Source organism: Enterococcus sp. 2201sp1_2201st1_C11_2201SCRN_220225, from assembly GCF_040925905.1.
Classification (GTDB): Bacteria; Bacillota; Bacilli; order Lactobacillales; family Enterococcaceae; genus Enterococcus_C; species Enterococcus_C asini_A.
The window spans coordinates 17591-43051 of sequence record NZ_JBCOJC010000021.1 but is presented as its reverse complement, the minus strand read 5'-3'; the positions used below and the strand labels follow the sequence as shown (position 1 = coordinate 43051).

Annotated in this window: 23 protein-coding genes and 1 riboswitch; of the genes, 19 read left to right on the top strand and 4 right to left on the bottom strand. The window is 40.4% G+C overall.

Annotated features, from left to right (window positions below; all coding sequences use genetic code 11):
- The 15 genes from AB5754_RS07370 to AB5754_RS07300 form a co-directional block, all read left to right on the top strand.
- Positions 1 to 1457 (top strand): UxaA family hydrolase (locus AB5754_RS07370; protein ID WP_368259530.1); only part of this gene is annotated, 1457 nt, incomplete at its 5' end.
- Positions 1458 to 1475: 18 nt separating this feature from the next.
- Positions 1476 to 2351 (top strand): aldose 1-epimerase family protein, encoded by an 876-nt coding sequence (locus tag AB5754_RS07365; RefSeq protein ID WP_368251112.1) that lies wholly within the window; start codon positions 1476 to 1478, stop codon positions 2349 to 2351.
- 117 nt (positions 2352 to 2468) lie between these two features.
- Entirely contained in the window at positions 2469 to 3674 is a 1206-nt protein-coding gene (locus tag AB5754_RS07360) for a hypothetical protein (RefSeq protein WP_368251111.1), read from the top strand.
- A 96-nt stretch (positions 3675 to 3770) separates the two neighbouring features.
- Positions 3771 to 3910: riboswitch (FMN riboswitch) on the top strand.
- Positions 3911 to 4031: 121 nt separating this feature from the next.
- On the top strand, positions 4032 to 5087 hold the full coding sequence (gene ribD / locus AB5754_RS07355; RefSeq protein ID WP_368251109.1) for a bifunctional diaminohydroxyphosphoribosylaminopyrimidine deaminase/5-amino-6-(5-phosphoribosylamino)uracil reductase RibD: 1056 nt from the start codon (positions 4032 to 4034) through the stop codon (positions 5085 to 5087).
- A 1-nt stretch (position 5088) separates the two neighbouring features.
- Entirely contained in the window at positions 5089 to 5706 is a 618-nt protein-coding gene (locus tag AB5754_RS07350; RefSeq protein WP_368251108.1) for a riboflavin synthase, read from the top strand.
- The gene (gene ribA / locus AB5754_RS07345) at positions 5699 to 6877 is read left to right on the top strand and encodes a GTP cyclohydrolase II (protein WP_368259529.1); all 1179 of its coding nucleotides are present in this window, start codon (positions 5699 to 5701) and stop codon (positions 6875 to 6877) included. Before AB5754_RS07350 ends, ribA begins: the two co-directional genes overlap by 8 nt.
- Positions 6878 to 6927: 50 nt before the next feature.
- The gene (gene ribE, locus AB5754_RS07340) at positions 6928 to 7389 is read left to right on the top strand and encodes a 6,7-dimethyl-8-ribityllumazine synthase (protein ID WP_368252499.1); all 462 of its coding nucleotides are present in this window, start codon (positions 6928 to 6930) and stop codon (positions 7387 to 7389) included.
- 498 nt (positions 7390 to 7887) lie between these two features.
- Positions 7888 to 8394, top strand: coding sequence for a DUF1456 family protein (locus AB5754_RS07335; RefSeq protein ID WP_311832630.1), 507 nt, complete (start codon positions 7888 to 7890; stop codon positions 8392 to 8394).
- 345 nt (positions 8395 to 8739) lie between these two features.
- Positions 8740 to 9819, top strand: coding sequence for an ABC transporter permease (locus AB5754_RS07330; protein WP_368252333.1), 1080 nt, complete (start codon positions 8740 to 8742; stop codon positions 9817 to 9819).
- A gap of 5 nt (positions 9820 to 9824) precedes the next feature.
- On the top strand, positions 9825 to 10505 hold the full coding sequence (locus AB5754_RS07325; RefSeq protein WP_368252332.1) for an ABC transporter ATP-binding protein: 681 nt from the start codon (positions 9825 to 9827) through the stop codon (positions 10503 to 10505).
- A 442-nt stretch (positions 10506 to 10947) separates the two neighbouring features.
- A complete protein-coding gene (locus tag AB5754_RS07320) occupies positions 10948 to 12063 on the top strand; it encodes a hypothetical protein (protein WP_368252331.1) in 1116 nt (371 codons plus the stop codon).
- 11 nt (positions 12064 to 12074) lie between these two features.
- Positions 12075 to 14531, top strand: coding sequence for an acyl-CoA reductase (locus tag AB5754_RS07315; protein ID WP_368252330.1), 2457 nt, complete (start codon positions 12075 to 12077; stop codon positions 14529 to 14531).
- 78 nt (positions 14532 to 14609) lie between these two features.
- Complete coding sequence (locus AB5754_RS07310) at positions 14610 to 16031, top strand: GNAT family N-acetyltransferase (protein ID WP_368252329.1); 1422 nt, start codon at positions 14610 to 14612, stop codon at positions 16029 to 16031.
- 3 nt (positions 16032 to 16034) lie between these two features.
- A complete protein-coding gene (locus tag AB5754_RS07305; RefSeq protein WP_368252328.1) occupies positions 16035 to 17279 on the top strand; it encodes a phenylacetate--CoA ligase family protein in 1245 nt (414 codons plus the stop codon).
- 38 nt (positions 17280 to 17317) lie between these two features.
- Positions 17318 to 18649 carry a DUF1254 domain-containing protein gene (locus tag AB5754_RS07300; RefSeq protein ID WP_368252327.1) on the top strand — a complete coding sequence of 444 codons (1332 nt, stop codon included), beginning with the start codon at positions 17318 to 17320 and terminating at the stop codon, positions 18647 to 18649.
- A gap of 59 nt (positions 18650 to 18708) precedes the next feature.
- On the opposite strand, the gene AB5754_RS07295 is transcribed toward AB5754_RS07300, so the two are convergent.
- From AB5754_RS07295 to AB5754_RS07285, 3 genes are all read right to left on the bottom strand, one after another.
- Complete coding sequence (locus AB5754_RS07295; protein WP_368252326.1) at positions 18709 to 19155, bottom strand: universal stress protein; 447 nt, start codon at positions 19153 to 19155, stop codon at positions 18709 to 18711.
- Between the two features lie 12 nt (positions 19156 to 19167).
- A complete protein-coding gene (locus tag AB5754_RS07290) occupies positions 19168 to 20166 on the bottom strand; it encodes a YeiH family protein (RefSeq protein WP_368252325.1) in 999 nt (332 codons plus the stop codon).
- Positions 20167 to 20381: 215 nt separating this feature from the next.
- Positions 20382 to 21407: an LLM class flavin-dependent oxidoreductase gene (locus AB5754_RS07285; RefSeq protein WP_368259528.1), complete on the bottom strand. Its 1026-nt coding sequence runs from the start codon at positions 21405 to 21407 to the stop codon at positions 20382 to 20384.
- 207 nt (positions 21408 to 21614) lie between these two features.
- On the opposite strand from AB5754_RS07285, the gene AB5754_RS07280 reads away from it, so the two are divergent.
- Positions 21615 to 22349, top strand: a complete 735-nt coding sequence (locus AB5754_RS07280; protein WP_368251647.1) for an alpha/beta family hydrolase — start codon at positions 21615 to 21617, stop codon at positions 22347 to 22349.
- 64 nt (positions 22350 to 22413) lie between these two features.
- On the opposite strand, the gene AB5754_RS07275 is transcribed toward AB5754_RS07280, so the two are convergent.
- Entirely contained in the window at positions 22414 to 23304 is an 891-nt protein-coding gene (locus tag AB5754_RS07275) for a neutral zinc metallopeptidase (protein ID WP_368251646.1), read from the bottom strand.
- A gap of 234 nt (positions 23305 to 23538) precedes the next feature.
- Between AB5754_RS07275 and AB5754_RS07270 the strand changes: the two genes are divergently transcribed.
- The 3 genes from AB5754_RS07270 to truA all read left to right on the top strand — a co-directional run bounded on the left by AB5754_RS07270 (position 23539) and on the right by truA (position 25374).
- On the top strand, positions 23539 to 23841 hold the full coding sequence (locus AB5754_RS07270; protein ID WP_368251650.1) for an HIT family protein: 303 nt from the start codon (positions 23539 to 23541) through the stop codon (positions 23839 to 23841).
- A gap of 29 nt (positions 23842 to 23870) precedes the next feature.
- Positions 23871 to 24527: an HI_0552 family protein gene (locus AB5754_RS07265; protein WP_368251645.1), complete on the top strand. Its 657-nt coding sequence runs from the start codon at positions 23871 to 23873 to the stop codon at positions 24525 to 24527.
- Between the two features lie 109 nt (positions 24528 to 24636).
- On the top strand, positions 24637 to 25374 hold the full coding sequence (gene truA / locus AB5754_RS07260; RefSeq protein ID WP_368251644.1) for a tRNA pseudouridine(38-40) synthase TruA: 738 nt from the start codon (positions 24637 to 24639) through the stop codon (positions 25372 to 25374).
- Positions 25375 to 25461 lie beyond the last annotated feature (87 nt).

Below are 25461 nucleotides of genomic sequence, written 5' to 3'. Positions count from 1 at the left end.
ATAATGTGGTGGTGGCATTGCACCCAATCGCTAAAGGCGAAACCGTTACAGAAGGTGACTTGTCGATTACAGTTAATGATGATATTCCTCAAGGACATAAGATTGCGTTGGTTGATTTAAAAGCAGGGGAAAATGTCATTAAATACGGTGCCCCCATTGGTCATGTGACGAAAGATGTAAAAGCCGGTGATTGGCTACATACTCATAATGTGAAAACCAATTTGCATGATGAACTAGAATATAGCTACCAACCAGACTTACGCCCAATCACTTATCCGAAAGATACGCGAACTTTTAAAGGTTATCGCCGAGCAAATGGAAAAGTAGGGATCCGAAACGATCTATTTATCGTTCCAACGGTGGGCTGTGTCAATGGAATTGCAGAACGGATTGTTGAGCTTTTTAAAGCCAATCACAGTGATATTGCGCCTTTTGATAATATCACGATTTTAAAACATCCCTATGGTTGCTCCCAATTAGGAGATGATCATGAAAATACACGGCGGGTGTTGGCCGATGCCGTCAAACATCCTAATGCAGGCGGCGTTTTAGTCTTTGGACTAGGTTGTGAAAACAATACTGTAGATGCTTTTCGGGAATTGTTAGGAGAAGTGGATCCTGATCGCGTAAAATTCTTAGTCGCTCAAAAAGTGGATGACGAAATCGAAGCCGGAGCGGAATTGCTTGAAGAAATCTATCAAGCAGCTAAAAATGATCAGCGAGAAGAGTTACCGTTATCTGAATTGAAGATTGGTTTAAAATGTGGTGGCTCTGATGGATTTTCGGGAATTACCGCCAATCCATTACTAGGCATGTTTTCTGACTTCTTAATCTCACAAAATGGCAGTACCGTCTTGACAGAAGTTCCAGAGATGTTTGGGGCGGAACAAATTCTCATGGCCCGGGCCAAAGATGAAGCTGTTTTTGAAGAAATCGTTCAATTAATCAATGGCTTCAAGCATTACTTTACCAGCTACGGAGAACCTATTTATGAAAATCCTTCACCAGGTAATAAAGATGGCGGAATCACAACCTTAGAAGATAAATCATTGGGCTGTACTCAAAAAGCGGGAACGGCTGCTGTGATGGATGTACTGAAATACGGTGAAAAAATCAAAAAACAAGGCTTGAGTTTGTTGGAAGGACCAGGGAATGACTTGGTTGCCGCAAGTAATCTAGCTTCTGCCGATTGCCAATTGGTGCTCTTTACAACCGGTCGCGGTACGCCTTTTGGTTCTTATGTTCCGACTATGAAAGTTGCTACTAATAATGAGATTTTTAATAAGAAAACCCACTGGATGGACTTTAACGCTGGTCGCTTATTGAATGAAGACAAAGAACAAGTGCTAAATGATTTTATCGATAAAATTATCGCCGTGGCTAGTGGGGAAGAAACCCGGAATGAAATGAATAATTTTAGAGAAATCGCTATTTTCAAAAACGGTGTAACACTATAAAAATGAGAAGGTGTAGAAATGCTTCGAATTGAAAATGATTTTTTAGTTGTTGAAATTGATCAAAAAGGGGCCCAGTTGACCCGTGTCGTAAATAAGCAAGCGCAATTTGATTACATCTGGAATGGAAGCCAGTGGCCAAAACATGCGCCATTGTTGTTTCCTGCTATTGGACGCTCCACCCAAGACAGCTACCTGATTGAGGGAAAGACTTACCCTATGCAGCAACATGGATTTGCCAGTGATTATCTTTTTGAGGTTGCCCAGCAGTATTCAAACAAACTCATTTTACGTTTGCGAGATAATGAGGAGACGTTCAAAAGCTATCCTTTCCATTTTGAGCTTCAAGTAACTTTTGAACTGGTCGATCAGCAATTGCGACATACCTTTACCGTTAAAAACTTGGATGAACAAGAACTGTCCTATTCATTTGGTTTCCATCCCGCTTTCAATGTACCGATAGACGATGAGGGAAGTTTTGAAGAGTATCAAATTTTGTTTGAAACCTCGGAGGCGACTTTAGAACAATTTGAAATCAAAAAAAATCCCTATCCGTATCGTTCAGGGAAGAAACATTTATTTAACAATGGGGCAAAAGTATTGCCACTAACTAGAAAGATCTTTGAATCGGGCTTGATCATATTAAACAATCAAATCGATCAAGTGATTTTACGTTCCGAAAAGTCCGCTCATCAAGTAAAAATGGCATTAAATGGCTTTCCATATTTCTGTTTGTGGACGAAAGAAGACGAAGACTTGGATTTCATCTGTTTAGAACCATTTTGTGGCTTGCCAGATGTCATTGATCAAAGCCAAGAAATCAGTCACAAAGAAGGAAACGCACACCTTGCACCAAAGAGTGAACAATCCTTAACTTGTACGCTAACCTTTGAATAAGCATAATTTAATCACAAGCTAAAATCACAAACAATCAGTAGTTCTTTAAAAATGCAGGAATCAAATGTGTAAGTTAGACATTTGGTTCCTGATTTTGGTAATAAGGAGATGTAAAGAATGAACTATCCTGCTCAGAAAAGCAGTTTGATTCATACGTTAGGTTTCAAACGGGTGTATCCCTCAGTTTTAATCCAATTGAAATTAACGCAACTGCCTCAAGTAAAACGACTAGAAGAAGCGATTGAAAAACTAATCGAGATTCTTCCTCAAATTGCTTGTGGCTATGATTTTACTGAAAACTGTTTTTATCTAGTCACCGAAAAAATTCTACAAGTCATAGATGGCAAAGGTAATATTTATGATACAAAACTTGATTTTCTACACCAGCCACAAGTAAAAATCTATTTACGCCAGCAAGGAGATACTGGCGAATTGATAATGATGGGTAGTCATATTTTTTCAGATGCTTCGGGTTTTAAACAACTACTCTATGCACTAATTGCTTTATATAATGGGGCTGAGGCTAGCGAATTAGGAGAAAACCAGTGGGAAATCATGGATGTGTACCGTTCTTTTAAACAAAAGACCTCCTCAGTCAGTCGGTCCGATTCATCCGAGCCTTTGAATCTCCCTTTTGCCAGTAATCAAGGAGAAAAAACATATAAAATGGCCAATCGAATCACGCTTTCAGTCGAAGAATTGGCTAAGCTGAAAGCCTACGGAAAGCAACGAGGCTTTTCGCTAAACGATAGTCTATTGGCAGGTTATATGCGCTTTTTGGCTAAATACAATCCGACACATTCAGAAATTCAGCTAGCTTGTCCCACTGATACACGGCAGTTTTTGGCTGAGGACAAAGGTTTGCGGATTGGTAACTATACGGCACGCTACAATCCGATTGTTTCTCTTACTCACCACGAACCCTTTTGGCAATCGGTTGCAAAAGTTCATGAAGAGATGGCTTTACTTAAACGCAATCGTGAGTTTATTGAGTCAATTCAGCCATTATTGTCTGATTCAGCTCAAAGCTTAGATGAGATCCGGGCGGCCTTAAAACAAACGTACCATCCTCGCAAAATTTCTTATACGAATATGATGACAATTGATGAAAAACGGCTAAATTTTGAAGATGCTCAAGTAGTGGATGCTTTTATGTCAGGATCTTTTCGCAAAACTCCCGGGTATCAAGTTTGCTTCAATACTTTTAAACAACAGTTAAATTTAGTCTGTACGGTAGAAGGCAGCCAAGAAAATCAACGACAGGCAATGAACTATCTATTTGAAATCAAACAAGAATTATTGACTGGTTTAGAGGAAGAATAGATAAATGGCTTTACTTTTGAAAAAAGGTGAATAGAGAAAGCATAAAATCTCATTGACGAATTTCCAAAAGAGTAGTAAGGTTTTACTGAATTGAATAAGAATCTTCGGGGCAGGGTGTAATTCCCGACCGACGGTGACAAGGCATACCTTGAAGTCCGTGACCCGCATAAGTATTTGCGGTTGATCCAGTGTGAATCTGGAACCGACAGTTAAAGTCTGGATGGGAGAAGAAAAACTTATCGAAAAGGATAGGAGAAGTGTCAGCTTTTTTTGTCGTAGTTTCTTTGAGTTTGCCTATTTAAGGCCTCGTGTGATGAATTGCACGAGGCCTTTTTCATTTGGAAAGGAGGAAGATGAATGCATGAAACCTATATGAGACTTGCCATTCAGGAAGCACTGAAAGGGGCGGGAAAAACCTTTACGAACCCTTTAGTCGGGGCCGTAATCGTCTCAGAAAATCAAGTAATTGCCGTGGGAAGTCACTTAGCTTATGGCCAGCCCCACGCAGAAATGAATGCTATTCAATCATGTAATACTCCCGAAAAATTATTCAATTCAACCATTTATGTGACCTTGGAACCTTGTCATCATTATGGGAAACAGCCACCTTGTACAAAGACCATTTTAGATAGTGGCATTAAACGAGTGGTGATTGGGCAATTAGACCCAAATCCATTGGTGGCAAGAAAAGGAAAACAGTTTTTAGAAGAACAAGGGATAGAAGTTATCAGTGGTGTGATGACTGAAAAAGTACGCCAACTAAATCCCTTTTACAATTTCTTTTATGAACATCAAAGGCCTTACATTACTTTGAAACAAGCAATTTCCTTAGATGGCAAAATTGCTTTAGCTGGTCAACGTACCTCTTTAACCAATGAGGAAGTATCACAAAGAGTTCATGAGGAACGGGGTGATTATCAAGCTATACTAGTGGGCAGTCAAACTTTGTTAATTGATAATCCCACTTTGGGCACGACGAAAGATGTCTTATTTCCACCGCTACGAATCATTCTTGATCGCAAAGGACAGACTTTGGAATACCCAGAACTAAGACTCTTTCAAGAGGACAAAGGACAGATATTAATCTTTACGGAAAGAAAGCCCGTTGCCAAAATGCCCAAGTGGGTGGAGGTCCTTTCATTTCCTGAGGTAACTATTGAACTGGTAATCGGTGAGTTAACTCGGCGAGGGATTCAATCTGTTTACGTTGAAGGAGGCGCACAAATCCATGATGCGTTCTTGGCCAGTGGGCTGTGGGATGAACTGATAACTTATGTAGCGTCTAAAGTGATTGGCGGAAATAGCACCTCGAGTTTTTCCAGTCAACGGCTAGTAGAATCTGTTACAAATCTTAGTGACTTAACAGTTGAAACCATTGACGGAAACCTCCGCATCGTTGGGAGGAGAAGATAGGATGTTTACAGGATTAATCCAAGAACAAGGACGAATTAAACAGATTCATCATCAAGGCAAGACGATTTTGTTAACTTGCCAGGCTTCCGAATCGCTAGTAGCGGATTATGCCATTGGCGACAGTATGGCTATTAATGGAGTTTGCTTGACTGCAGTGAAAAAAGAACAAACCCATTTCACGGTGGATATCATGCCGGAAACCTATCAACGAACGACCTTTGCCACAGCCAAAATCAACGACCTTGTGAATTTGGAACGGGCATTGCAGTTTAACGGTCGCTTGGAAGGACATCTGGTGGCAGGGCATGTGGACTGTACCACCCGGCTGGTAGACAAACGAGTCCTAGAAAATGCCTTGTTATTAACCTTTGATTACCCCAAAACGCTCCAAGGTGAAATTATTCCTCAAGGTTCCATTGCGATTAATGGGGTAAGCTTGACGGTGACGGCAGTTTCACAACAACGCTTTTCAGTGGGATTGATTCCTCATTCTAAAGATCAGACGAATTTAGGAAAGTTGAACCGGGGAGAACGAGTGAATATTGAGACGGATTTAATTGGTAAATATCTCAAAGCCCAAGGACAACAGGAAATCAGAAAGGAAATGGCATATGAGTGAAAGAATTGAAACTGCAATTAAACAATTACAAAACGGTGGATTGGTGATTGTGGCAGATGATGAGAACAGGGAAGCAGAAGGAGATTTAATCGGTATCGCCAACTTGGCAACTAGTGAAACCGTGAATTTCATGACGAAATTTGCTCGAGGATTGATTTGTGCCCCAATTTCCCAAAGGATTGCCCAACGTCTGGCACTTTCTGAAATGGTGGAACAAAATACCGATAGTTTTGGGACAGCCTTTACGGTGAGTGTGGATCATCGGAGTACGACTACCGGGATTTCTGCTTTTGAACGAGCCAAAACGATTCAAGCTTTGGCCAATCCACAAAGCGAGGCCGATGAGTTTCATCGTCCGGGACACATTTTTCCATTGATTGGGAAATCCGGAGGTGTGTTGATAAGAAGAGGCCATACGGAAGCAGCTTTGGATTTAGCCAAACTCGCCAATCAAAGCGAAGCGGCCTATATTTGTGAAATCCTCAATGAAGATGGCACTATGGCGCGACGCCCCCAATTGGAAGAACTAGCAAATAAATGGCAGTTACCTTTTATTACCATTGAAGAATTGGCAACGTATTTGTCCGCAAAAGGGCAATTGACCGTGGCATTACCAACAGCCTATGGGGACTTTCAACTCTCCCTATTTGAAGATCAAGAACAGCGGGAACACTTGCTTTTGTCAAAAGGAGATATCCAAAATTCTGAACAACCACTCCTAGTGCGGATTCATTCCGAATGTCTAACCGGAGATGTTTTTGGCTCTCATCGTTGTGATTGTGGGGAACAACTGCATCAAGCGATGAAAATGATTGAAGCAGAAGGTGCCGGTGCGATTCTTTACTTGCGACAAGAAGGGCGGGGAATCGGGCTGAAAAATAAATTGCGGGCTTATCAATTACAAGAAAAGGGTCGGGACACCGTAGAAGCCAATTTGGAATTAGGCTTTCATGCCGATGAACGGGAGTATCACTTTGCCGTTGAAATGTTGCAAGCGATGCAGATAAAGCAAGTTCGACTCATGACCAATAATCCTGACAAAATCCAAGAATTAGAAAAAATGGGGATTGAAGTGGTGGAACGCGTGCCATTAGAAACAACCCCGTTTAAAGAAAACCAAAACTATTTGAAAACCAAAAAAGAAAAATTTCATCATTTATTGACGGTTTAGTAAAGTATTTTAGATTTTCTATTAAAAAACAATTTTAGGAGGAATAGACAATGACACAATTTGAAGGCACATTTTCAGAAAAAGGAATCAAGGTAGGCATCGTAATTGCTCGTTTTAATGAGTTTATTACGGCAAAACTTTTAAGTGGCGCCAAGGACAATTTATTGCGTCACGGCGTGAATGAAGTGGATATCGATGTTTACTGGGTTCCGGGAGCATTTGAAATTCCATTTATTACAAAGAAATTAGTTCAGACGGGTAAATACGACGGAGTGATTACTCTCGGTGCGGTAATTCGCGGGGCTACCACCCATTATGAACTGGTGAGCAATGAAGTGGCCAAAGGAGTGGCCCAAATCGGCTTAAATTCAGATATTCCGGTGATGTTTGGTGTGTTAACTACGGAAACTATCGAACAGGCCATTGAAAGAGCTGGAACGAAAGCCGGAAACAAAGGATCGGAAACGGCCCAAGGGTTGATTGAAATGATTTCGTTGAATCGTCTGATTTAAAGCGTCACAGTTGGGGCTAGGCAAGTTTTTCATAGTGAGAGTTTAAGTCGTTTGTGAATTAATAAGAAACGCTCATAGTCACAAATTTTTCAAATATATTATCACGATGACCCGCAATCCTTCGTTTATGTTCGTAGGATTGCGGGTTTATTGGCGAAAAGGTGATTCAAAACTGTAAATACAGATATTTTAGTAGGCAATCTACATAATTCACCATATAATAGCTTACGAGTAGAAGTTAAAGGAGTGTATGATAAAGGAAGTAATTATATTGGCGATCTTCTGGCAAAACACCCATATTGAAAAAAATGAAGCACGTCGCTCGTATTTTAGTAGTCATTCGGCAGAAGTACCAGTGAAAACGAATTGGTCAATGCCTTTTTTCTCAGTTGTATTTTTAAGCAAAAGAAAATAAACTATCTCGAAACTTTGATGAGTGTTATAGGATAAAAAATTTAGTGTTGGAGAATACCAAAACAAATCAACTTGGAGGAAGAAATGAATAATAATGATCGATTATTGCGCTTGCGTTATGCCATCGACTTGAAGGATAGCGATTTAATCAAAGCCTTTGAGCTAGGAGGTGTACCCCTGACGAAAGACGAGGCGCGGGCGGTACTGACCAAAGTGCAAGACAAGCATGAAGACGATGAAAAACGCAATGTGTATGAAAAAGCCATCAATAATCAAATGTTTGATGCTTTTTTAAATGGCCTAATTCTTCTAGCCAGAGGACCACAAAAAGATAAACCGACAGAAACGGCAGTGCAACAGAGCAAAGAAATCAAACACATCAATAATGTGTTACTAAAAAAGCTAAAAATCGCTCTTTCCATGACTACAGAAGATATTTTAGCTATTTTTGCCGAGGTTGAGTTATATCCATCAAAAGGAGAAATCGGGGCTTTTTTGAGAAAAGAAGGGCAACGAAATTTTAAACCTTGTGGGGATAAATACATGCGTAATTTTCTCAAAGGCTTGGGTATTTATAATAGAAGAAAATAGCTAGGCTTAGGCTAACTATCTGCCAGAATCATCGAGATTCGCAGGGAGATCAAAGGAAAAAAGAGGGCGTTACTTAAAGGAAGGCCTGTTAAAAGAGGCAATCTTTATAGAAAAGAAGGCTAACGCTAATCTTAGCGCCTAACTTAAAATGATACTAAAAGTTGAAAAACCGCGAATCTACATTTAATGAGATTTGCGGTTTTTGTTTTCCTTGCATTTTTTAAGAGTACTTTTGCAAAACAGATAAAGTGACAAGTCGTCATAAATAATCGTATACTGTTCTTTGCACAGAAATAGGATAGATTTCGAGAAATAAGGAATGCAATCTAAGGAGGATGGAAAGAGATGTTCTTAGCCCGTAAAGAAATGCGTTATGCCAAATTACGGTATAGTTTAATCATCGGCATTATGGTGTTGGTGTCTTATGTGGTCTTTTTGCTTTCAGGCTTGGCGACGGGACTGGCTCATGAATTTGATCAAGGGATTGTCAATTGGCAGGCAGATGAAGTGGTTTTAGCCTCGGATGCCAATCAAAGCTTAAATGCTTCTCAACTAACCCAAGAAGATTTAGAGCGGGTTACGGCGAGTGAGAAAGCGCCAGTTGGAATCTTCAGTGGAGCGATTAAAAAAGAACAGGCAAAAGAAGACATCAATCTATTTGCAACGGAAAAAGATGCGTTTATTTTGCCCCAAGTGACCAGTGGCAAGAGTTTTTCTGCTAAAAATGAGATTATCATCTCACAAAATTTGGCGGATAGTGGCTATGAAATCGGTGATCAAGTCACGATTGGGAAATATGCGGAACCTTTGACGATTACGGGAATTTTTCCAGCTACTTATTATTTAGTATCACCAGTGATTTATACGTCATTAGAGACGTTTACTAGTCTGAAATATGGTGGGCAAGAATTTGCTGAGGCGACGCAAGAACCAATCAATGCGGTGGTAGTGAAAGGTGCGGCAAAGGTAGATAATGCTGATGCAGCTAGCGAAACTTTGGAAGCGATAAAAACCGCGGATTTCATCGAAGCGATTCCTGGTTATGCCGCTCAAAATCTGACTTTAAATGGAATGATTTACTTCCTATTTGTGATTGTAGCTGCGGTGGTGGGGATTTTTATGTACGTCATTACCATGCAAAAAGCCCCAATTTTTGGAGTGATGAAAGCCCAAGGAATTTCCAATGGCTTTATCGCAAAATCCATCATTGCGCAATCTTTTTTGGTAGGAATTATTGGTGTTGCGGTAGCGATTTTGTTAGCGCTGGGAACTAGTTTGATTTTACCGGATGCCATGCCGTTTTTAGTTGTGCCACAACAGTGGGGACTGTATAGTGTCATCTTATTAGTGGTAGCGATTCTCGGCGGACTCTTTTCGATTCGAACAGTGACGAAGGTTGACCCGATTACGGCGATTGGAGGATGAGAAAAGTGGAAAAAGCATTGGACATGCGTCAGATAAAAAAAGTTTTCGGGAGTGGGCATACTGAAGTTACTGCCCTAAAAGACATTGACTTTAGCGTTGCACCGGGAGAATTTGTCTCCATCATCGGGCCTTCTGGTTCGGGGAAGAGTACTTTTTTGACCATTGCAGGAGGCCTACAAAATCCTACCAGTGGCCAGATTTTTATCAATGGTCATGATTTTACCAGTCTCTCAGAAAAAAAGCGCAGTAAGCTACGTTTTAAAGAAATCGGCTTTATTTTGCAAAGTTCAAATTTGATTCCTTATTTGAAAATCGAGGAACAATTTTATTTAGTGGATAAAGTGAAAAAGGAAGCTCTTAATAAAGAGCGGGTCACCCAATTGTTGACTTCCTTGGATATTTTAGATTTAAAAGACAAGTATCCCCGTGATCTTTCCGGTGGAGAACGACAACGAGTGGCGATTGGCCGGGCTCTTTACAATGATCCAAGTTTGATTTTGGCCGATGAACCCACAGCTTCACTGGATACGGATCATGCCTATGACGTGGTCAAATTACTAGCCAAAGAGGCCCACGAAAATCAAAAGGCAACGATTATGGTTACCCATGATCCCCGGATGACCCAATGGAGTGACCGGATTTTTAGAATGGAAGATGGACTTTTGGTGCCAGAAGAAATGTCTTGAGGAAAATGATAAAAATTTTTTAAAAAGTGTTTTTTTAGAGCTAATCTTTTTGGAGTAGAGAAATCTACTCTTTTTTGTTGTCTAAAAAAACTGAGCGAAAGAGTGGGGCATCATGTAATCTTTTGAGGCTAGCGCTTAGTTTTAGTAATAGCTACACATAAAATGAAAGAATTATTAAAGTTATGCTTTGTTTGGAAATGGATAATCCAGTTATGATATAACCTTCAATTAGGTTGATAGAAAGAAATCAGAATTCTAGTTTTTATGAATTAACCATTGATAATAAAGAGAATTATGGAAATATCTAACTAGAAAAATTGAATCAATCGGCTCGTTAAATTTTTTTGTAGGAATTGATTTTATTATACTTTCTACTTTTTGCACATCATATTCTTATTGTGTTACTATTAAATTATAAAACAATAAGAAAGAAGGGCTGTCAGTGGAGGCAAGAAGGCGATTATTGGAAGCTAGTGATATCTATGACCAAGAGCAAACTAGTGAGGACTTTTTAGAAGCCATGAGAGATGTGGTTAATTGGCATGGGCAACAGAATGATTTTTATCAAAAGCTACTGGATGCAAAAGGATTTAGCTCTGATCAGCTACAAACAGAGGCTGATTTAGCGAAGATTCCTTTTATGCACGCCAATTTTTTCAAATACTATGTTTCGCTATCTGTGCCAGAAGAACAAATCGCCCAGCGCGCCACCAGTTCGGGAACTAGTGGTCAAAAGAGCCAGATGTTTTTTGATCAAGATAGTTGGGACTATGGTCAAGCCATGGTGAAGCAACAGTTTGGCTATCACGACTTTTTATCCGAGGAACAGACGAACTATTTGCTCTATACCTATGAACCTGTAGGAGAAAATGAACTAGGAACCTCTAAAACGGATCAAGGCTTATTACAGTATGCGCCAGTTCATGATACTTTTTTTGCTTTACGGTACAACGGTCAGGAACATGAATTTGATTTTTTTGGTACGATTGACTGTCTGAAACGCTATGAAAAACAAGGACTACCGATACGAATCTTTGGTTTTCCTTCTTTTTTATACTTTACTTTAAAACAAATGAAAGCGTTAAAAATGCCGCCTTTAACGTTACACCCAGATTCGATGACCATGTTAGGGGGCGGCTGGAAAGGTTATGGCGAGCAACAAATCAGTAAAGAAGCATTGTATCAATTGGTGGAAGAAATGCTTGGCTTTTCTGAGAAAAATTGTCGGGATGGCTACGGCTCCACCGAGCATTCCGTGCCGTATTTTGAGTGCAGTCATCATCAATTCCATATTCCTGTTTATTCCCGTTTAATTGTGCGGGATGTGAAGACGTTGGAGTCAGTAGCGGATGGCCAGCCGGGTTTTGCCAATTTTATTACGCCGCATTTACGCAGTGTACCCGCGGTTTCTGTATTAATGGGAGATTTGGTTTCCAAACATGCTGGTGCTGAATGTGGTTGTGGGATTTCTGCGCCTTTTATGAAAATTCTAGGTCGAGCCGGAACGTCCCAGGCGAAAAGTTGTGCCATCACAGCCAGTGAATTATTGAAAGGGTAGGGGGAAATGTCATGTGGTTATATCGGGGAAAACTACAAAGAAGAGCACAACTGCCAGAGTTCATGGCAAAATTAAATGAACAAGTCCAAGTAGATTTAAATCAAGAGTTACCCATCCGCACTGTTTTACAAGCTTTGGATCAATTAGGGCAACGTCTTGTGGAAGATCCATTGTTTTTAACAGAAGCTCTGACAAGACAAGGATTGGCTGAAGAACAAATTCAAGAAACCATTCAAGAAGCGGTGGGAATTTTAAATCAAGAAGCATTGATGAAAAAAATTCAGCGAGAACTTGGCGGTATTCCAGGGGAAATTGAGCACATCAATGAAGAGCAAAAAATTTTAGAGGGATGGTTGCCAGTAGGAGTTCTAGGGCATGTGACCAGTAGCAATGATCCATTAATTGGTTTTTTGAGCCTAGTGGAAGGCTTGATTACCGGGAACATTAATTTAGTCAAGACGTCCGTGGACAATTACGAAATTCCCTTGTTACTTTGCCAAGCATTGCTTGAGATTGAGCCTTTATTGGCCAGTCGTATTTATCTTTTTCCTATCCCTTCAGCAGAGCAAACTTTATTGGGAGAAATCTTTGCCTGTTGCGATAAGATTGCGGTTTGGGGTTCAGAAAAGGCAGTCTCAGGGGTGAAAAAATTAGCTCCTGTAGGTGTTGAAGTAGTGAGTTGGGGGCATCGGATTAGTTTTGCATATTTTACACCGGCTGGGAGAAATACTGAAGCGATGCAAGCATTAGCCAAAGAGGTTTGTCTTAACGAGCAACAGGCTTGTTCGGCACCACAAGTGGTCTATTTTGAGACCGCAGATAGAAAAGAATTAATGGCTTTTTCAAAGGAACTAGCGGCAATTTTTGAGGGAGTTTCTCCCAATTATCCCCAAGGCAAGTTGTCCATTGCCGAGCAAGCAGAACTCACCACCCAAGTGGAAGTTGCCAAACTAGCAGAAATTATGGGAGACCAAAACGTACTTGAAGGAGCGGATTATCGTTTATTCGTAAAATTTGATGCCAACTTAGAAGCAAGTCCCCTTTATCGCACCCTTATTGTCAAACCAATGAATCGCCAGGACATTATTAGCAATTTACGAGGTTTTCGTCATTATTTGCAAACGGTAGGACTGAGCTGTGGACAAAGTGAAATCGCTGAAATCAGCAGCAAGTTATACGCTGCTGGAGTGACTAAGATTACGAATCCAGGTCAGATGTTAATGGGGTATACAGGGGAACCCCATGATGGTGGCTATGCCTTGGCCCATTACGTAAAAAAAGTCAGTCTGTCTAATCAGAGTTTGCCAAAGGGACTAGCTTTATTAGCAGAAATGAAACCTCCTCAACCTATGAAAGTCAATACGCCAGTGCTACACAAAGAGGCGTTTGGCAAACAAGAATCCCCCACAGCAAATGGCCAATTAATCATAAAAAGTGGCGGGAGCAGTGGTCAGTCTGTATATGCTTATCATACTTATCCAGATGCTGCTGAAACGTATCGGTCCACGGCCCACGCTATGATTTCAGCAGGGATGAGAGCCGATGATCGTGTGATGAATCTTTTTTATGGTGGGGAGCTCTACGGTGGTTTTATCAGTATGTACGAAGCGGTAACAAGGGTTGGTGCCACGCAATTGCCGATGCAAGCGGCACCAGATTTGCAGTTTGTGGCTAAAGAAATCAAAGCTCATAAGGTAAATGTTCTAATTGGAATGCCTACTTATTTAATCAAGCTCTTTACAGAGGCTGGCGAGCAGTTGAAAGCGGCTAAACTTGAAAAAGTTTTTTACGGTGGGGAGCAGTTTGAGCCCGCTTTACAGCAACAGTTAGAAAAAGAGTTTGGGATTACCATTCACTCTTTGACTTATGGCTGCAATGAAATTGGTACCATCGGCTATGTGTGTGAATACTGTAAAAATGGAGAGCATCATTTGCATCCTACTAAATATTTAGAAATTTTGGCTTTGGATCAAGATGAGCCGGTACCTATGGGCGAAACGGGGCGCATAGTACTAACACCAGTCAACGGGGAAGCTACCAGAATCAAGCGGTATGAGCTTGGTGATTTAGGGCGTTTCGTAGTGGAACCTTGTCCTTGTGGTCGGCAAACACCAAAATTCGAATTACAAGGACGTTTTGGCGATAGCTTTAAATTTGCGACTAATCTAGTGAGCTACCAAAAGTTTCAACAGATTTTGGCTGAGCACTATGATTACCATGATTTTTTACAATTGGTGATTGATTATTATCACGACAAAGAACGACTGTTGATTGTAGCTGAAGAATATTTTCCTGATTTGGAGGCTACCTTGAAGAGGGAGTATCCAGAAATTAAAGAAACTCTCCAATATCAACTAGGAATCGTGACCCAGCAACTACAGGAGTATCAAATTAGCTCCAGTGGCAAAATGCGGCGAGTGGTGGATTTGCGGGTGGCTAGTACTTTAAGCGGGACTAAGACGTGTTAAGAAAAATGTCCCTAGACTATGTGAATTATTTGCTGAAATTTTAAATAGTCTGAAACTTACCAGAAAGGAAGAGAGTCGATGATTCAGTTAGTCAACCTGTCTTTTATTAATCATGAACGCTATTTGCCGGCTACATTAGATTTGATTGGAAAAACTGCAAAAGCTTTGGGATTACCCCATGAAAAAGTCAATAATCTGGTATTGGTAGCAGAAGAGCTTATTTTGCGCCGCTTGAAAAATGCCTTTGAAAAGCGAGGCTATCTTACCATGGAATTAGCTTGTAACGAAAAAGAGTTTGAATTTAGTCTTCAAGACAGAGGGACTCCTTACTGGTCTGTGGCAGCAAAAATTGGGGAGCTGGTCTACAATCCTAAACTAAGCGACAAAAGTTATGACCAGATTCGCCAAATGGTGGATTTTATCGGTACGGAATTCTTAGGTTTGGCGGGACAAAAAACCATTATTCGCATGAATATTCCCCGAGTGGAAATTAGAGAGCGAACCTTTTCTGAAAATAAGCCTAAAGATTTGAACTTTCACATTATAGAGGTGACCAGTGAACAAGAAATTCTACAAGCAGAGTTATGTATCTGGGATGAATATGGCTATTCTTATTCTTTTGAAAAATTCTATCAGCCTCCCTTGTTAAAGGAAACCATTGAGTCCGGTGAAATTCGTTCTTACTTAGTTCTAAATGAGCACGGCGAAGTGGCCGGGCACTATGCGTTGATGTTTTCTCGAAATCATCCTGGGCTGCCAGAATTAGCAAGTGTGGTTGTGCGCCATAACTTTCGGCGCTATGGGGTCTTTTCCATGATGATGGCCCATGGTGTGGAGCAAGCTCAAAAATTAGGTTATTCGGCGTTATTAACCAAGCCAGTCTTGTACCACACAGCGACTCAACATGTGGCTACAAAATTAGGCTTTGTACCTACCGCGGTGGCCTTTGATCACTTATTTGACAAAGTAGAAAGTGAATACAATCATGGAAAACGCCTTTCAGTGGCTTGTAGTGTGCTTTTATTTCAAGAAAAAACGGCAACTCTTTACGCCCCTGTTGAATTACAACCGCTGATTGAACAGACTTACCAAAAACTAGGAAAAGACTATCAATTTGTTCTGGAAGAAAGTAAAAGTCTAAATGAGACTAGCTGTGTACGCAGTGACAGTGATTGTTTGACTCAATCTGGGGGAATCACGGTGGAAGTTATCGGCAAAGACTTTGCGACCATTATTAAAGAAATTGATCGAGACTTCACCGCTAGAAAAATAGAAGTTGTAGAAGCCTTATTGCCTTTGGAAAAAACAGGCTGTCAGGAAGGGTATCGTTTATTAAAAGAATTAGGCTATTTCTTTACCGGTGTGATTCCTGGAGGTGTGACAGGGGATTTATTGATGATGCAAAAAGTCATTACCGCGCTTCCGAGCTGTGAAGGTATCGTCACAGAAGCCCCTTATACAGAACTTGTTACGGCCATTCTAAAAGAAATCGAGGAGTGAATTATGAAAAGTTATCCTTTATCTTATCTCATTGACTATGCGAGAAAACATTCTCCTTTTTACCAAGAACTTTACCGTGATTTACCAGAAGAACTGGATTTTTCTCAGCTTCCTTTCGTGGATCAAGGAACTTTCTGGAAAAATCCCCGCCAAGTATTGACCTATGCGCCAAAAGACGGTCATGTTTTTCGCAGTGGCGGTACCACCGGAAAGCCAAAGTTGACTTATTATGCTGAAGAAGAATGGCAAACCATGTGTGAATCTACTGCCTTTATGATGCCGCAATCTGGTTTGCAATACGGGGATCGGGTAGTGAATTTGTTTTATAGTGGCAATATGTATGCGAGTTTTTTGTATAGTTATAGTTTGTTTCGTTTATCGCCAGTGAAAGTGCAGCAGTTTGACGTCTCAGGGCAAGTGGCTATTGAGGTGGTTGCAGATTTGATTTTAGACAATCAGATTAATGTTATTGCCGGATTGCCTTCGATGATTATGAAAGTGGTCGCTTACGCACGGAAACAAAATTATGATTATTCTTTTATTACGGCCATTTATTATGCAGGAGAACCTTTATTTGAAGACCAAATGGCGGAAATTCGTCACTTTCTACCCAATGTTGATTTTCGTTCCATAGCCTACGCTTCCAATGATGGAGGGATTATCGGCTTTTTTGATACGAGTTGTGAATTAAATGAACATCGAGTCTTTGAAAATGTTTGTAAGCTGGAACTTTTGGATGAAGATACAGGAGAAGTCATTACAGAAGCGTATCGCCCTGGGAAAGTGTACATTACTTCCTTGTATCGGTTGTTAATGCCGATTATTCGTTATCCTGCAGGTGATCGAGCTCAGTATACGGAACCTGAAGGCATCCACCATCGGAAGTTTCAACTGTTAGGTCGCAGTGAAGAAGGCGTGCGGGTAGGGTATGCGACTTTTAAAATGGAACATTTCCAACGAGCCTTAGAAAAAGCCGATATTCAATGTCAAAATTATCAATTTGTTATCACCCACGAGGAGCATAAAGATCGTTTGGTAATTAAAATTGCAGAGGCTAGCCATCAAGATAGTGAAAGGCTATTACAATGTTTAACCGAAGAAGTTAGCCTTTTGAAAGAAGTCTTAGCAACGAAAGAAATCCATCCCATTGAAATTCAGTGGGTCACATTAGCTGATTTAAGCTATCATCCGGTAACAGGGAAATTGAAACGGATCTTGGACCAACGGATAAAAGCCAAAAGTGAATAAATAAGAACTAGTCAAAATGGACTGAAAAGGAGAAATTGATGGATCATTTGCACGAGCAAGCAAAAAAAGCTTTTATTATCGGCTTTCCCCTAGTTTTCAATCTAGAACAAATGCAACGCTTTACCAATCAAGGAGTGGGGAATTTACCTCCAGCACCTTTTAATCATTTTAGCCATGCAGTAACCAAAGCCAAACCTACAGATGAATTTGTCTCGGTGAACAATGATACATTGTATTCTGTCAGCCAAGTAGACCTATCCCAAGGGCCAGTGCTATTTCGAATTCCCGTAATTTCTAAGCGTTATTATGTCTTTCAATTAGTAGATACTTGGACAGAAAACTTTGCCTATTTGGGGCAACGTTCTTTAGGGGAAGCCGGTGGGGAGTTTTTACTGGTGCCACCGGGCTGGACTGAAACACTTCCCAAAGATCGAGAAATCATTCATTGTCCTACGAAATTAATTTCCATCGTGGGGCGTTGGGCCTGTGGCGAAGAAGAACTTGCTACAGTCAAAGCTTTGCAGGCACAAGTTACCTTAGAAAGTTTGACTCAAAGTAAAAGCGGCTACCAATGGCCTGAATTTACGGAACACAAACTAGTTTTTTGGGAAAAATTATGGCGTTATTTGCAAGATTTTCCCCTTAGTCCTGCTTTTGCCGATTTAGAGCCTATATTAGCCGATTTAAACTTATTGGCAGCTAAAAATCCCTTCCCCAATATGGAAGAGTCGCTACAATCAGCCTTGTTAGCAGGCGCTGAGGAGGGGGTAAAAGCCATTGATTACTGCTTATTAAATGGGAATGGGGAGCAGGAAAACGGTTGGCAAAAAAATTATCACATCTTTGATTACAATGGGGAATTTTTTGAGCGAGGAACGTTGAATCATCCAGATTGGATCATGCCTTGTGACACCCCAGATCAATTACTGGAACTTTCTTTGCGGCGGGCCGCGGCAGCCAAAGGAGGTCTGTGGGGCAATCACGGGTATGAGGCAATTTATTTACCGATTTACGTGGATGAACAAAAGGAACAATTAACTGGCAGTAAGAACTACAAAATTACTTTTCAAAAAACGCCACCAACCAATGCCTTTTGGTCGCTGACGATGTATGCTTTGCCAGATTATTATCTCGTCGCTAACGAGATAAAGCGCTATTCCATTGGCGACCGTACGCCGGACTTAGTCTATGAAGGGGAAGAATTGACCATTTATTTGTCTCATACACCACCCAAAGAGCCTACTCAAAAGCAAAATTGGTTGCCCACGCCAGCCGGTGATTTTCGCCCTTTATTAAGAGTCTATTTACCAAAAGAAGAATTCTTTAATGGCAGCTATCAATTGCCAGCGATTGAAGTGAGCTCGTTTTAGCATAGATGTTAAAAAAGAAAGCAGAAAAGTGATGCCCCCACAAAGAAGGGCATCACTTTTTAGTTATTGAAATTATCCGTGGTGTTAAGAATTAATAAGTTACAAGACAAATGTTGAGTGAGGTAAGTGGAGACAGAGCCGTATTTCAAAATATACTCTAGTTTTGAGTAATGGTGGTTGCCACAGATCACTAGACCACTTTTTTCTTCATTGGCTGTTTTTACAATTTCTTTTTTAGGATTCCCTACCGCGACTTTTGCAGCAAGGGAAAATGGAAGTTGCTCGTTGATTTTAACTAGCAATTGTTGCATTTTTGCTTCCCGTTCTTTTTGTTCCGCTACTACAATATCTCGTTGTTCCGCTTCGATAAGTTCCAATTCCACTGTGTCGATAATGTCCAAAAGAATCACTTCTTCTGGCGTGAAAAGTTTAGCAATCTTCAACCCTTCTTTTAAATAGGCTTGTTGATCTTGAAGTATGTCGAAGGTTAAAATGATGTTTTTCATGATATCCCTCCTTTAGAAAAATAAATAAGCACTAGTTCCAGCTAATAACAATAAACAAACAGAACCTAAAAATGAGGCTAAAAAGACATTACGTCCCCGAGCGATGATAACTTTAAAGTTCACGCTCATCCCTAAAGCAGCCATTGCCATGCCCAGACAGAGATAAGCTAAGGCGACTAAAGTATTGACTAAGCCAGCAGATAAAGGGCCGAAACTACCAATGGCACTGGTAATCAAAAAGCCTAGCATAAACCAAGGAATCGGCAATTTTTGTTTTTCAGTAGAATCTTTTTGGTGTTTCTTCTGGTAAATCACACCGACGATTAAAGCAGCAGGGGCTAACAATAAGACCCGAGAAAGCTTCATAATAATGGCATTGTCTAAAGAAATCGTCCCGCCAGCGCCACCTGCAGCTACGGCATGGGCAATTTCATGAAGAGAAGCGCCAGCCATTACTCCAAATTGGGTTTTGTCAAAGGGCAAGACATTCATCAAGCCTACTTCCACTAAAGTAAAAATCGTTCCCATAATACATACTACAGCTACTGCTAAAACAGAATTGTCTTTATTGGCTTTGACTTGTGGGGAAATCCCCATAACTGCTGCGGCACCACAAATGGCACAACCGAAGCTAGCTAAGAAGGACAACTCCTTGTCCACTTTGAATAAGCGACAAAAGCCATAGACCACGGCGATGGTAAAAGAAACCACCACAAAAGCTAAGAGAATCGTTTTAATCCCGGATTCAGCTAAAGTTACCAGGTTCAAGCGGAACCCCAATAAAATAATACCTAAACGTAAAAATTTATTCGAAATAAAGCTGACACCTTCTGCACTTTCATACATCAGTTTTTGATTAACTTGGAACAGCATTCCGACGATTAAGGCGATAACCAAAGCGCCAATCAGATTTAATCCTGGCAACAAGGCCAGATACTTACCTAATAAAGAACACACCAAGGTGGCGGCAAAGGCAAGCCAAAAACTTTTTTTCTTTACTATTTCAACCATTTTTTACATTCCTCCTAACCTACTAAGTGTATCTGGATAAAAGCAAATGTAAAATGAAGAATTCTAATCATACTCATTAAGTAATGTTATGGAAAGGCTTTGATGGATAGAAGATTTTGATAAAAAAAGTTCGGGAAGTTTTCATCCCGAACTCTTTTATCAACTTTATAACAATAGGGTAACTTTAATCAACGTAAGGATGACGTCCTTTTGAATTAACGCCAACCTAACTCAGGGGCAACATCTTTTAAAATAGAATTTAGCAGATGAATATTGTATTCCACCCCTAAAGTATTCGGAATGGTCACTAATAGAGTATCCGCTTCTTTAATTGCTTCATCTTCAGCCAATTCCTTGGCAATTTGATCAGGTTCCCCAGCAAAAGTTTTACCAAAGATAGTTGGATTTTGATGGTAAGCCAAGAAGCCCACGGAATCATATTTGGCATCGTCGCCTTGATTGCCGAATAATTGACGATCAAAATCGGTTGTGATTGGTTGAATGGAGCGGGTGACTAAGGTCCGAGGCTCAAAGTCGTGACCAGCTTTTTTCCAAGCTTCTTTATAAGCACGCAGTTGTTTTGCTTGTTGGATATGGAAGGGTTCTTTGGTTTCAAAGTTGACCAAGGTGGAAGACTGGAGATTCATCCCTTGTTCTGCTGCCCAAATGGCTGTCTCTGTAGAACCGGCGCCCCACCAAATCCGCTGGCGCAACCCTTCTGAATAAGGTTCCAAGCGTAATTTTCCTGATCCTTGAGGAAACATTGGTTGAGGATTTGGTTCTGCGAAAGGTTTACCTTCGAGAAGTTTTAAGAATTCCAAAGTCCGTTGCCGGGCGATCTCTTTAACTGCTTCTTCACTATAATCGTAGCCAAAATATTTCCAACCATCTAAAACTTGCTCCGGTGAACCACGACCAACGCCTAATTCCACACGGCCTTTGGTGATGATATCTGTTAAGCCAGCATTTTCCGCCATCATATAAGGATTTTCATAACGCATGTCAATTAAGCCCGTACCGATTTCAATCTTACTAGTTTTGGCACCAATCGCCGAAAGCAATGGAAATGGTGAGCCAATTTGATTAGCAAAGTGGTGAACGCGATAATAAGCACCGTCGATACCGATTTTTTCCGCTTCCACGGCAAGTTCAATGGATTGTAAGTAGGAGTCTTGAGCCGTTTTTACTACAGAACCTTGGTTCATCCAATGACCAAAACTCAAAAAGCCAATCTTTTTCATTTTATTACCTCCTAAATTCTTCGTGAGATACTTACTTTTTATAAGCAAATTGATTGTACATTCTTTTATTTGAAAAAGCGAGTAATTGTTCTCGAAAGAAGTGTAGGAAAAAATATCGGTAAGAGAAGTGGTAAAATAAAAATTAAACTGATGTTTTCTTGTTACTGAACCTGTTGAGGACTAAATGTAAAAGAAAGGAGGACAAGTATGAAGTTAAAAAAATGGCAAAAGATTATCTTAGGTGGGGTTATCATCTTAGTGATAATGGTAACCGGGGGACTGGCTTTTTTGAAAAGCAGTACCTATAATCCTTCGACAGCAGCGATTGTCAGCAGTGAAGCAAGTAAGGAACAGAAGGACTATTACTTATTTTCTGCCCCAGAAGAAAGTGATAAAAATCTGATTTTTTATCCTGGAGCTTTGGTGGAGCCGGCCAGTTACAACATTTGGGCAAAAGAAGTCGCAGCAGCGGGCTACAATGTGTATCTTTTAAAGATGCCGTTTAATCTGGCTATTTTTGGAGAAAATAAAGCTCAAGAAATCATTAATAAAGCACCCAATGAAACATATGTCTTAGCTGGACATTCATTAGGGGGCGTGATGGCGAGCCGTTTTGTGGCAAAACATGAACAAGAAGTGGTGGGGATGATTTATTTAGCAAGCTATCCTGATGAAAAGGGAGATTTGGCTAAAGCTAAACAATCTGTTTTGTCTATTTCAGCTACTGAAGATCAATTGGTCACAGCAAAGGATATCGCAAATACGAAAAAATATTTGCCAAAAGAGACTCAATACACGGTTATCGAAGGGGGCAATCACGCTGGCTTTGGTAGCTATGGTGCTCAGAAAAAAGACGGTCAAGCAACGATTTCCAATCAAACGCAACAAGAACAAATCAGCCAACTGATCATCAATTGGCTACAAGAAAAAATTACTGACTAAAAAGACAAGTAAGGATGGCTGATGATTAACCGTCCTTACTTGTCTTTTGTGGTTTTATAAAAGATTAGGATGCCAAATCTAAATCTTTTTCTTTAAAGGTATCTCCGTGTTCCAAATCGCCATACTTGTAGCCACGATTAAACCAGTTGATTCGTTGTTGGCTCGTACCGTGGGTGAAGCTGTCCGGCACCACATAGCCTTGGTATTCCTTTTGCAAGGTGTCATCCCCAATGGCGTTGGCTGCGGTAATCGCTTCTTCAATATCCCCAGCTTCTAAGATTGGTTGTCCATCGTGGGTTTCCCCAGCGAGGTATTTAGAAAAACAGCCGGCCAAGTAATCTGCTTGTAATTCTAATCGGACACTGTATTTGTTGTATTCCGTTTCAGAGACTTGCTGGCGAATTTTATTCAATTGATCGGTGATTCCCAGCTCATTTTGCACATGATGACCAACTTCATGGGCGATGACATAAGCCATGGCATAGTCCCCTGTGGCTCCATATTTTTGGGATAATTCATCAGCAAAACTTAAATCCAAATAGACATTTTCATCTCCGGGACAGTAAAAAGGACCGACTTGAGAAGTGGCTTGCCCACAAGCAGAATTCACACTATCTGTAAATAATACTAGATTTGGATTTTGGTAACTCTCATTCATCTGGGAAAATTCTTCATTCCAATAATCTTCTAGATGGGCAAAAACTACCGCAGCAAATTCCTTTTGTTCGGTGTATTCTGTGGACTGGACATTTTCGGTTTGATAATCTGCCGGGGTGATGCCCCCTCCTAGGGTATTGGTCACCGTACTTAAATCGCCACCGGAAATAAAGAAAACGATAATAGCAATTACAATGGCACCAATTCCACCGCCACCAGCTAGTTTACCCATGGAACGTCCGCTACTACCTGTACGATCGTCTATGTTTGAACTTTGCCGATCTCCTCGCCAACGCATAATAATTCCTCCTTTTTCATTTCACTTTAATTCTAATCGAAAAGAGCCTTTCTGCCAACGAATAGCCTTTCGCCACACTTTTCGTTCATTGGAGAAGGCTTATTTTGTTGGTTGGAAGGATAATCAACTATAATAGAGAAAACGAGCTTTAATAAAAGAGGTGAGAAAATGACAAATTGTCCATTTTGCCAAGCAGATTTAACTATTGTTTTTTAAAATCGTAGTTGTGTTGCTATTTTTGATTGTAATCCAGTTTCACCGGGGCATTTATTATTACTACCTAAGGCGCATCGTTTGGATTATTTTGCCTTAACTGAGGCAGAGAAAAAGGATATGGAAGACTTGATTTTGAAAAGTCGAGTTTATCTAGCCCAACACTTTGTACCAGATGGGTATAATATTGGCTACAATTGTGGTATTGCTGCCGGACAGTCGATTTTACATTGTCATTGTCACGTGATTCCTCGTTACTTGGGGGATACACAAGAGCCAAAAGGTGGCGTTCGTGGCGTAATCCCGGCAAAACAATCTTATTAACCAAATTAATTATTAGAAGAAGGGCTATTATGGAGTTAAAAAAAGCTGATTTTCAACTGTTTCACCGGACACATTTCGCTTTTAAGCAATTAAAGGCAGAGTTATCAGAAGTAGAAATCGCCAGTCTCAAAAATGAGTACCAACAACATTGGCAACACTGGAAACTTTTACAACTGACCGTAGCGGAGAATTTGCCGGAGGGTTTCGCCATGAATAAACCAAAAATCGAAAGCTGGACCAATGGCTGGAATTTGCGGAATCATTTTTGGTGCGCTTATCGTAGTGAAAACAGGCAAAAGGAAAATGCTTGTTTGGCTACATTGCTGAATCGAAAACAATATCAAGTTTATGTAATGTTTCAACATTACCAAAGCGAAAAGCGCAAAGGTAGTCCAGAAGCTTATAATCAATTGTTGGAATTACTTCCTCAATGGAGCCAAAATGTGGATTTAGAAAATTACTATATTTGGCCTAAAAGTGAAGATGAGCTAGCTGATCATTTACCTTTGACAACGTATTTGGCAGACGAACAAGTGCAAAAAGAATTTCGAAATTCTTTAAAGGGAGAAACTTTTCAGTTAGGCAAGTTGTTTTTTGAAGGAGAAATTTCTCAAGCAGAACAGATTACCATGGCAACTTTACAGGAATTAATGCCGTTGTATCAGTCTTTAGCAGAAGGTGAATAACTAGAAACGTTTTTATGTTACTATTGGGACTGATTACGATAGAAGCAATTTTTTTATTTAGATCCATGCTAAAATAAAGTTAGAAAATCAGAAATAAAGGAGCAAAGTCATGCGCAATCTCAAACTCACTCTAGAATACGATGGCAAGCGCTATTTAGGTTGGCAGCGTCTAGGGGATTCCGATAAAACCATTCAAGGAAAAATAGAAAAGGTTATTACCCAGATGACTGGAGAAACCATTGAAATTGTGGGATCTGGCCGCACGGATGCCGGAGCCCATGCCAGAGGTCAAGTGGCCAATTTCAAGACGAACGCACAACTCTCTTTAAAAGAAATGCTAGTTTTTTTCAATCGCTATTTGCCAGATGATATCGTGGTTAAGGAAATGGAAGAAGTTCCAGAACGTTTCCATGCCCGCTACAATGCTTTAGGCAAACAGTATAGTTACTATGTTTGGAATAGTCCGATTCCGACAGCTTTTGAGCGTTACCATAGTTTTCAAATTTCTCAACCTTTGGATATAGCAAAAATGGAGGCAGCCTGTGAACTGCTAGAAGGAACTCACGATTTCCTTGGGTTTTCTGCCTTGAAGAAATCAAAAAAATCCACCGAACGACGGATTGACAGTATTAAAATTAGTCAAGATGGAGAGATGTTGCACTTTACCTTTGTAGGCAATGGCTTTTTGTACAAAATGGTGCGCATTTTGATGGGTACCATCATTGAAATTGGTGCCGGCAATTTGCCAATTTCTATTATTGAAGAAGTCTTTACGAGTAAAACTCGTAGTCAAGCTGGGGAAACTGCTCCAGCTCAAGGTTTGTTTTTAGATGAAGTCTATTATTAGGAAGTAGGCTGAAAAATTGTAACAGCAACTCGCCAGTAAGATTTTCTTTGCTGGCGAGTTTTTCTATGTAAAATTACCAAAAGACGA

Bases quoted from the DNA above. Each gene is read 5' to 3' on its own strand.
- AB5754_RS07310 (WP_368252329.1), top strand. From the start codon at position 14,610: ATGATTCAGTTAGTCAACCTGTCTTTTATTAATCATGAACGCTATTTG.
- ribA (WP_368259529.1), top strand. From the start codon at position 5,699: ATGAGTGAAAGAATTGAAACTGCAATTAAACAATTACAAAACGGTGGA.
- AB5754_RS07290 (WP_368252325.1), bottom strand. From the start codon at position 20,166: ATGGTTGAAATAGTAAAGAAAAAAAGTTTTTGGCTTGCCTTTGCCGCC.
- AB5754_RS07350 (WP_368251108.1), top strand. From the start codon at position 5,089: ATGTTTACAGGATTAATCCAAGAACAAGGACGAATTAAACAGATTCAT.
- ribD (WP_368251109.1), top strand. From the start codon at position 4,032: ATGCATGAAACCTATATGAGACTTGCCATTCAGGAAGCACTGAAAGGG.
- AB5754_RS07280 (WP_368251647.1), top strand. From the start codon at position 21,615: ATGAAGTTAAAAAAATGGCAAAAGATTATCTTAGGTGGGGTTATCATC.
- AB5754_RS07295 (WP_368252326.1), bottom strand. From the start codon at position 19,155: ATGAAAAACATCATTTTAACCTTCGACATACTTCAAGATCAACAAGCC.
- AB5754_RS07305 (WP_368252328.1), top strand. From the start codon at position 16,035: ATGAAAAGTTATCCTTTATCTTATCTCATTGACTATGCGAGAAAACAT.
- AB5754_RS07265 (WP_368251645.1), top strand. From the start codon at position 23,871: ATGGAGTTAAAAAAAGCTGATTTTCAACTGTTTCACCGGACACATTTC.
- truA (WP_368251644.1), top strand. From the start codon at position 24,637: ATGCGCAATCTCAAACTCACTCTAGAATACGATGGCAAGCGCTATTTA.
- AB5754_RS07335 (WP_311832630.1), top strand. From the start codon at position 7,888: ATGAATAATAATGATCGATTATTGCGCTTGCGTTATGCCATCGACTTG.
- AB5754_RS07275 (WP_368251646.1), bottom strand. From the start codon at position 23,304: ATGCGTTGGCGAGGAGATCGGCAAAGTTCAAACATAGACGATCGTACA.
- AB5754_RS07360 (WP_368251111.1), top strand. From the start codon at position 2,469: ATGAACTATCCTGCTCAGAAAAGCAGTTTGATTCATACGTTAGGTTTC.
- AB5754_RS07300 (WP_368252327.1), top strand. From the start codon at position 17,318: ATGGATCATTTGCACGAGCAAGCAAAAAAAGCTTTTATTATCGGCTTT.
- AB5754_RS07315 (WP_368252330.1), top strand. From the start codon at position 12,075: ATGTGGTTATATCGGGGAAAACTACAAAGAAGAGCACAACTGCCAGAG.
- ribE (WP_368252499.1), top strand. From the start codon at position 6,928: ATGACACAATTTGAAGGCACATTTTCAGAAAAAGGAATCAAGGTAGGC.
- AB5754_RS07330 (WP_368252333.1), top strand. From the start codon at position 8,740: ATGTTCTTAGCCCGTAAAGAAATGCGTTATGCCAAATTACGGTATAGT.
- AB5754_RS07285 (WP_368259528.1), bottom strand. From the start codon at position 21,407: ATGAAAAAGATTGGCTTTTTGAGTTTTGGTCATTGGATGAACCAAGGT.
- AB5754_RS07365 (WP_368251112.1), top strand. From the start codon at position 1,476: ATGCTTCGAATTGAAAATGATTTTTTAGTTGTTGAAATTGATCAAAAA.